The sequence below is a fragment of the Amycolatopsis sp. NPDC021455 genome (genome assembly GCF_040640995.1).
Taxonomy (GTDB): domain Bacteria; phylum Actinomycetota; class Actinomycetes; order Mycobacteriales; family Pseudonocardiaceae; genus Amycolatopsis.
Genome location: NZ_JBFACT010000013.1, coordinates 166,740 through 175,351 on the forward strand (window position 1 = coordinate 166,740; position 8,612 = coordinate 175,351).

General features: G+C 73.6%; 5 protein-coding genes. 2 read left to right on the forward strand and 3 right to left on the reverse strand.

The annotated features are described in order from the left end of the window. The first annotated feature begins 82 nt into the window (after window positions 1–82). Complete coding sequence (locus AB0G28_RS18760) at window positions 83–3,220, forward strand: tetratricopeptide repeat protein (protein ID WP_361089837.1); 3,138 nt, start codon at window positions 83–85, stop codon at window positions 3,218–3,220. 190 nt (window positions 3,221–3,410) lie between these two features. Here the strand turns inward: AB0G28_RS18760 and AB0G28_RS18765 are convergent, their stop codons facing one another. Then, on the reverse strand, window positions 3,411–4,091 hold the full coding sequence (locus AB0G28_RS18765; RefSeq protein ID WP_361089839.1) for a Rieske (2Fe-2S) protein: 681 nt from the start codon (window positions 4,089–4,091) through the stop codon (window positions 3,411–3,413). Then, entirely contained in the window at window positions 4,088–4,672 is a 585-nt protein-coding gene (locus AB0G28_RS18770; RefSeq protein WP_361089841.1) for a sigma-70 family RNA polymerase sigma factor, read from the reverse strand. Before AB0G28_RS18770 ends, AB0G28_RS18765 begins: the two co-directional genes overlap by 4 nt. Window positions 4,673–4,797: 125 nt before the next feature. On the opposite strand from AB0G28_RS18770, the gene AB0G28_RS18775 reads away from it, so the two are divergent. After that, window positions 4,798–6,069, forward strand: coding sequence for a vanadium-dependent haloperoxidase (locus AB0G28_RS18775; protein WP_361089844.1), 1,272 nt, complete (start codon window positions 4,798–4,800; stop codon window positions 6,067–6,069). A gap of 12 nt (window positions 6,070–6,081) precedes the next feature. On the opposite strand, the gene AB0G28_RS18780 is transcribed toward AB0G28_RS18775, so the two are convergent. Next, entirely contained in the window at window positions 6,082–8,403 is a 2,322-nt protein-coding gene (locus AB0G28_RS18780) for a beta-L-arabinofuranosidase domain-containing protein (protein WP_361089847.1), read from the reverse strand. Between the last annotated feature and the right edge of the window lie 209 nt (window positions 8,404–8,612).

Consider the following 8,612-nt stretch of genomic DNA (forward strand, 5'->3'; position numbering starts at 1 on the left):
CCACCGTTCGGACCAGCGACGTATCCCCCGTGCCGGGCGGGTGCTCCTCATCACGGCGGAACGTGGCTGTGCGGAGGGCCGGATGACGGGTCGGCGGGAGCCGGACATCGATCTTCGGGTGCTGGGACCGTTCGAGGCCGAGGCCGGCGGCGTCCTGCTCGATCCGGGCGGTCCCCGGCTGCGGGCGATGGTGGCGCTGCTCGCGGCGTACGCCGGACGGCCCGTGAGCGTGGCCGTCTTCGTGTCCGAGCTCTGGGGTCCCGAGCCGCCACCGGACGCCGAGCGGACGGTCCGCACCTACGTCTCGCGGCTGCGCCGGGCGCTGGCCCCGATGGCCGGGCTGATCGGCACGCGGGCACCGGGATACGTGCTGCTCGCCCCGGAGAGCGTGGACGCGGTGCGGTTCCGGCGGCTGGCCCACGACGGGCACACGGCGCTGGCCGACGGCGACACCGAAGCCGGGCGCGAACGGCTGATCGCGGCGCTCGGCCTGTGGCGGGGCACGGCGTACGCCGAGTTCGACGGGATCGCCGCGCTGGAAGCGGAACGGACGCGGCTGGCGCGCGTCCGCCTCGACGCCCTGCAGGACCGCATCGACGCCGACCTGCTCGCCGGGCTCGGCGGAGAGCTCGTCGCCGAGCTGACGGACCTGACCGCGGCCCACGCCGCGCACGAACGGCTGTGGGGACAGCTGATGACGGCCCTGTACCGCGCGGGCCGCCAGGCGGACGCGCTGGAGACATTCCGGCGCGCCCGGTACGAGCTCGTCGAAAACGCCGGGGTGGAGCCCTCCCCCGCGTTGACGGCCATCCAGCGCCGCATCCTCGCCCACGATCCCCGGCTGCTCGCCGCACCCAGACCCGGGCGGGCGCCCGTGCCGGCGCGGCCGGCCCAGCTGCCGCCCGTCGTGCCGCAGTTCACCGGGCGCCAGGCGGAACTCACGGCCCTCGACGCCGCCGCGGAGCAAGCGGGCCCGGCCGCCGTCCTCGCGGTGTGCGGAACCGCGGGGGTGGGCAAGACGGCGCTGGCGGTGCACTGGGCGCACCGCGTCGCCGCCCGCTTCCCCGACGGGCAGCTCTACGTCAACCTGCAGGGCTTCGACCCCGGCGGCGTGCTGCCGGCCGAGGAGGCGCTGCGCGGGTTCCTGATCGCGTTCGGGGTGCCCGCCGAGCACCAGCCCGACACACTGCGGACGCAGGTCGCGCTGTACCGGAGCCTGACCGCCGAAAAACGCGTGCTCGTGGTGCTCGACAACGCCCGCGACGCCGCGCACGTCCGTCCGCTGCTGCCCGGCGGGCCGGGCAGCAGCGTGGTGATCACCAGCAGGGACGACCTCGCCGGGCTGGTGGCCCGGGACGGCGCCCGCCGGGTCGCACTGGACGTGCTGGGCCCCGGCGAGGCGGTCGAGCTGCTCCGGCAGCTCGTCGGCGACGGGGTCGCCGGCCCGGCTGAGCTCGAAGACCTGGCCACGCACTGCGCCCGGCTGCCGCTGGCGCTGCGCGTCGCGGCCGAACTCGTCGTCCGGTGCGGCCGGGTGGGCCTCGATGACCTCGCCGACGAGCGACGCCGGCTGGACCTGCTGGAGGCAGGCGCCGATGCCGAAACCGCCGTGCGGGCGGTGTTCTCCTGGTCCGAACGGCACCTGCCACCCGCGGCGAACCGCCTGTTCTGGGCGCTGGGCCTGCATCCCGGCCAGGACGTCGACGCCGAGGCCGCCGCCGTGCTCGCCGGTACCGATCCCCACGGCGGCAGGCTGCTGCTCGACGTGCTGAAGGGCGCCCACCTCGTCGAGGCTTCGGGCACGGACCGCTGGACGATGCACGACCTGCTCCGGGCCTTCGCCCGGGAACGCGCCCACCAGCGGCTCACCGAGGCCGACCGGCGAAACGCGCTGAAGAACCTCTACGAGTTCTACCTGTCGGCCGCGCTGGCCGCGATGGACGTCGTGTTCCCGGAAACCGTGCGCTGGCGCCGAGACGAAGCCGAACCGGACAAGCCGTCGCCCGCGTCGGCGGCCGCCGCGAAGGCGTGGCTGGACACCGAACGGCTGACGCTGGTCGCGATCACGCGCACCGCGGACGGTGAGCTGGCGGGTTACGCCGTCAAGCTGGCGCGGGCGATCGAGCAGTACCTGAGCGTCGGCTTCCACAACGCCGACGCGTTTTCCGTCCACCGGCGCGCGCTGTCGGCGGCCGAGCGGCTCGGCGACCCGGCCGGGCAGGCCCGCGGGCTGCTGGAGCTCGGGCGGTCGCACGCCCGGTCCGGCGCCTACGGCGACGCCGACGAGCACTACCGGCAGGCCCTCGAGCTGTTCCGGCGGCTCGGCGACCGCGCCGGGGAAGCACGGACCGTGATCGCCATGGGCCACAATGAAGGTCGGGTCCGCCGCTACCCCGACGCGCTCGCGAGCTACCGCCGGGCGCTGGCCCTCAGCCGGGACGTGGGCGACCGCGTCCAGGAAGCCGTCGCGCTGGCCAACATCGGCCAGGTGCAGCACATCATGGGCCGGCACGAGGACGCGGTGTCGTGCTACCGGCAGGCCGCCGAGATCTACGCGGAGACCGGCCAGCGGGTGGGGCAGGGCCGGATCCTCAACGACCTCGGCGACGCCCTGCAGAGCTACGGACGGCTGCGGGAGGCCTACGACCACCACCAGCGCGCCCTGCGGATCCTGCACGACATCGGCGACCGCGCCGCCGAATCGGTGGCGCGCACCAGCCTCGGCCGGATCCTCTCGCGCTGGGGCCGCCACGCCGAGGCGCTCGAGCACCACGAGCAGGCGATCGCCGTGTTCCGCGAGATCGGCGACCCGGTCGGCGAAGCGGAGGTCCTCGTCAACCTCGGCATCGCCTACGAGGACACGGGACGGCTCCGGGAAGCGGCCGAGGCACACCAGCAGGCCCAGACACTGGCCGCGAAGCTCGGCGACCGCCGGATCGAATGCGCCGCCCTCAACGGGCAGGGCCGGACGGCCCGCGCGGCCGGCCGGAACGCCGAGGCCCTCTCGCACCACGAGCAGGCCCTGGCCCACGCCCGGGCGATCGAGGACCGCGAGCTGGAAGCCCGGTCGCTGGACGGGCTGGCCGAAGCCCACGCCCGGACGGGCGCGGCCGCCGAGGCCCACCGGCTCTGGTCGGCGGCCCTCCCGATCTACGAAGACCTGCGCATGCCCGAGGCCGCGGAGGTCCGGGAGCGGCTCACCGCGGACGGCGCTTCGTGACAGTGTCCCGATAGGACTGTCCGGTTCGGACAGCCGGCGGTCACGCCTACGCTCCCGTCGGCGGAACCAGCACCTCCACCACTCCCCCAACCTCCCGCACCACCAGATGCGGCAACGACGGCGGCGTCACCGGCAACTGGTGCGTCAAGACCACACCACCCACGGCAGCACCACCACAACCAGACCACGCCTACGCTCCCGCCGGCGGAACCAGCACCTCCACCACTCCCCCGGCCTCCCGCACCACCAGATGCGGCAACGACGGCGGCGTCACCGGCAACTGATGCGTCAAGACCGCGCCGTCCACGGCGAACGACGTCCGGTGGCACGGGCAGTTCAGCCGCCCCGCCGGTGCGTCCAGGTTCAGCCGGCAGCCGAGGTGCGTGCAGGTCGCCGACACGGCTCGCACCTGGCCGCCGGAGCGGTGCACGAACCCCGCCACCGCCCCGAAGTCGAACGGCAGCACCCCGCCCTCGGGCAGGTCGCGCGCCGCGACGACGGCCCGCCACCGGCCGTTCTCCGGCCGCAGCGTCTCCTCCGGCGGGGGTGCCGCGGCCGGTTCGGCGCCGGAGGTCACCAGGTACTCCACCCCGGCACCGGCCGCGGCCGCCACCGCGGCGGCCGACGACACCTGGATGAACCGGCGGCGGCTGCCCCCGGGCGCGGGCCCGGGCTCGCCGAGCTCCTGGGCGAGCCGGCGGTGCAGCCCGGCGACGAACTCCTCGCTCGCCGCCGCGCCGCCCGGCCGGGCGGCGCGCAGCAGCACCGCGGTCCGCAGTTCGGCCTCGTCACCGGGACCGGCGGCGAACGGGCGCGGCCGTCGCCGCCGCAGGAGGTCCTTGACGAACCGGCGGACGCCTCGAGTGCTCACGTCTCCATCCCTTCCGCCAGCTGAGCCGCCTGACGCAGTGCGCGGTGCTGCAGCACTTTCGCGTTGCCGACGGTGGTGCCCAGCTCCGCCGCCGCTTCCTTCAGCGAACACGCCTGCAGGAACCGCAGGCGCAGGATCCGGCCGTAGCGTTCGGGCAGCTGCCCGAGGATCGCCTCGGCGCGGGCCAGGACGCCCGGGTCCACGGCGCCGGCTTCGAACGCGGCGATGTCGCGTTCCTCGTCCAGGGTGGTGATCTCCCGGCCGAGCGTGCGCCGCCAGTGCCCGGCGAGCACGGTCCGCGAGGTGGCCAGCAGGTACGCCCGCACCTCGCCCACGCTCGCCGAGACGCGCAACGGCCGCAGCGCCGTCAGGAAGACCTCCGTGGTGAGGTCTTCGGCGTCGGGCCGGTTGCCCACCTTCGAGAACATCAGCCGGTAGACGCGGTCGACGTTGTCGCGGTAGACCGCCTCCCAGTCCGGGTAGACGTCCGCGCCGACCGCGTGCAACCGCGGGCGTGGTGCCGCTTCGTCCTGTTCGCCGTGTTCGGCGCGCCTGCGCCGGAACCGCTGTGCCACCGGCACCGCCCGCCTTCTCCCCGCCGACTCTTCCCGCCACCTGAGGGATACGCGCGGGGGTTACGATCGGCACAGTCGCGTAACCGGGGACCGTATCTGTGGGCAGACCTTCCGACGACCCGGGGAGCGAAATGACCACATCGATGTCGCGGCGGCACCTGCTCGTCACCTCCGGCGCGGCCGCCGCCGCGCTCGCCACCACCGGCCTGCCGTCCCCCGCCGCGGCGGCGCCGGTCCGGCCCGGCGGCACGGACGTCGTCCTCGCCTGGAACCGGGAGCTGCTGGCCATCGTGCGCACGGCCGGCCCGCAGCCCGCGACCGTGCACCCGACGCGGAGCTTCGCGTTGCTGCACGCGGCGATCCACGACGCCGTCGTCGCGACGACCGGCGCCGGGCGGCCCTACCTGTTCACCGTCGACGTGCCGGGCCACGCGGCGCCGGAAGCGGCCGCGGCGCAGGCGGCCCACGACATGCTGGCCGCCCTCTACCCGGCCCGGGCGGCCGCGCTCGCGGACCTGCTGGCCGGGCAGCTCGCCGCGGTGACGCCACCCGCCGCGCGAGCCGCCGGCGTGCGCGCCGGGCAGCTGGTCGCCCGGCTGCTGCTCGGTCTGCGCACCGGTGACGGCTCGGGCGCGACCCCGCCCGTGCTGCCGCCGGGCACCGCACCTGGGCAGTACCGGCCGACGCCGCCCGCGTTCGCGCCCGCCGCGTTCACGCACTGGGCCGCTGTGACGCCGTTCGTGCTCGACCGCGCCGACCGGTTCCGGCCCGGGCCGTACCCCGCCTTGAGCAGCGCGCGGTACGCGAAAGCGCTGAACGAGGTGGCGGCGACCGGGCGCGACACCAGCACCACCCGCACCGCCGACGAAACCGTGCGGGCGCGGTTCTGGGCGGCACCGATCTGGAACTACTGGAACGAGATCGCGCAGTCGGCGGTCGCCGGTTCACGCGGCAACCTGCTCGTCGCGGCCCGGGTGTTCGCTCGGCTGAACCTGGCCTTCGCCGACGCCGTGATCGCCTTCTACGAAGCCAAGTACCACTACCGGATCTGGCGGCCGGTCACCGCGATCCGGCTCGCCGGCGAGGACGGCAACCCGGCCACCGGAGGCGTGCCGGACTGGTCGAGCCTGGCCACCACTCCGGCCGATCCGGCGTACCCCGGCGCGCACAGCGTCGTCTCGCAGGCGGGCGCGCTGGTCCTGCGCCAGGAGTACGGGCCACGGTGGCCCGTGGAAGTCCGTTCCGAAGCGCTGCCGGGGGTGGTCCGGCGGTTCCCGTCGTTCCAGGACGCCGCCGACGAAGCGGGCCTCAGCCGCATCGCCTCCGGCGTCCACACCCGGCTCGACCACGACGCCGGACGGCAGCTCGGCCACGACGTCGCCGCATTCGTCCTCCGGTCGTGAGCCGTCCGGTACTCAGCCGTTGCGCACGATGCGCCACCGGTTGGCGGCGGCACCGTTGTCGGGACCCTGGAGGGCGTACGCGCCGGCGGCGGTCGAGCCGTTCTCGATGGTCAGCAGCTTGCCGCTGTTGACGTTGCGGATCTTCACCGTGCCGTCGCCCTGGTCGAGCACGGTCCACCGGTGGTCCGCGGTGCCGTTGTCCGACCACTGCAGGACGCGGGCGCCGTCCGCGGTCGACATGTCCAGGACCCCGAGCACCTTGCCGCTGTTGGCGTTGCGGAACCGGACGGCGGTCCCGTCGGTGATCATTTCCCAGTTGTGGTCGGCGGTGCCGTTGTCCGTCCACTGCAGCGCGCGGCCGCCGTCGGCGGTGGACATGTTCTCCACCCCGAGCAGCAGCCCGCTGCCCACGTTGACCAGGTGACTGGTCGTCGCGCTCGTGCCACTGGTGTTCCAGTAGACCGTGTAGTTGAAGCCCTGCGCGTCGTAGAAGGGCACCAGGTTGACCGCGGCGCCGTTGGCTTTGGCACTGAAGGTCAGCGCGGTGCTGCTGGTCCGCGTGATCGAGCTCTGGTCGAGAGCGGGCAGCGCGCTGAGCGAGCTGGTGCCGTAGTTGCCGGCGAGGACGACCGGCCCGTAGGCGACCGCGGCGACGTTCGCGTTGTCGTTGGCCGGCTTCAGGGTCACCTTCATCGGCAGCCGGACGGTGACCGTGTCGCCGGAGGTCCAGGACCGCGACAGGGTGGCGTAACTGCCGGGAGTGGTGGTCACGTTCTGCGCGACGCCGTTGACGCTGATGGTCGCCCCGCTCGTCCAGCCGGGAATGCGCAGGCGCATGGCCCAGGTCCCGCTCACGTTCCCGGTGACCGTCAACGTCGTGGTGTCGCTCGCCGGGTACGACGTGGTCTGGGTGACGGTGATGCCGCGCTGGGTCCACGTGAGCACCGACGGCAGGTACAGGTTCACGATCAGCGTCGTACCGGCGTAGAAGTAGATCGAGTCCGCCAGCTTCGTCTGGGTTTCCAGCCCGGTGCCCTGGCAGCACCAGAACGAGTTGTAGTCGGTGCTCCACGTGCCGCCGCCCCAGGCCGGGCCGAGACCTCGCCGTCCGCCCGGGTTGAGCGAGCTGAAGTACGTGACGTGCCCGTGGCCGTCGGCCGGGTTCTGCTGGCCGATCATCTGGTTGAGCAGCGCGCGCTCGTAGTAGTCGGCCAGGTCGGCGCGGTCCGGGTACAGCGTGAACAGCTCGCGGGTCAGCTTGAGCATGTTGTAGGTGTTGCAGCTCTCGCACGTGTCCTGGTTCAGGTACGACGCGATCGCGTTCGGCGCGCGGAAGTGCTCGGCCTGGCTGTTGCCGCCGATGGCGTAGGTGTGCGCGCCGACGGTGATGTTCCACGCGTTGGTCGCGATGTCCCGGTAGCGGGTGGTGCCCGTGGCCTTGTACTCCCGCGCGGCACCGATCCACTTGGGGACCTGGGTGTTGGCATGCAGCCCGTTGAGCTGGTCCTGGTTCGCCGCCAGCGGGTTGAAGACGGCGGCGTGGTCGAACCGCTGGGCGGCCGTCAGCCACCGCGTGTCGCCGGTGTACTGGTAGAGCTCGGCCAGCACGTCGTTCATTCCGCCGAACTCGGTGCCCAGCACCGACTGCATCTGGCTCGAGGTGAGCTTGGCGGTCCGCCGGTCGACCCACCCGGCGAGGTTGAGCAGCACGTCGCGGGCCTGGGTGCTGTCGAGGTACCGCCACACGTCCAGCAGGCCGGCCATCGTCTTGTGGATGCAGTAGTACGGCACGTTGCCGTTCGACAGGCGCCCGGCTTCGAGGGCGTCGAAGTCCGCCTCGGGGAAGCCGGAGAGGTACCCGGCGCCGAACCCGGCGGCGGCGTTGTTGGCCTGGCACTTGGCCAGCTCGGCCACCATGGACGTGGCCTTGTCCCGGCACGTGGTGTCGCCCGTGACGGCCCACAGCTGGGCCCACGCCGTCAGGAAATGGCCCTGCACGTGGCTGCGGAACGGGAAGTCCGGCGCGTCCCAGCCGCCGTTGGTGGCCGCGCCGTTGGTGGACAGGCGGTGGTTGGCGCGGAAGTTGTACAGCAGCCGGTCGACGTCGACGAACCGCAGGTAGGCCTGCGTCCGGTTCTGGTTGTCCAGCCACCGGCTCGCGGTCAGCCGCACCTGGCCGAGGTCGAACGCGAAGGCGGACACGCCCGTGTCCGGGCGCACCGGGCCGGTGGCCGCCACGGCGTTCTCCCACCCGATGGCGGGCCCGGCGGCGGAAGCGATGGCGGTGACTCCGACGGCTTGCAGCAGCCGTCGCCGGTTGAAACTTGGGGACACCGGATGTTCCTTCCCTCGGGCGGCACTGGCGGAGGCGAGGTGGAACGTTAGCGCTAACATGCCGCCTTGTCGATACGCAAAACGAGCCCCGGTGCCGGCGGCGCGGAGGTGGGGGGGGTGTGGATTGGGTGGGGGGGGGGGCGGCGGGATGAAAGAGGGGCGACCGCGCGCCGCCCCCCGCCCGGGGGCGGGGGAGGCCCCCCCCCTGA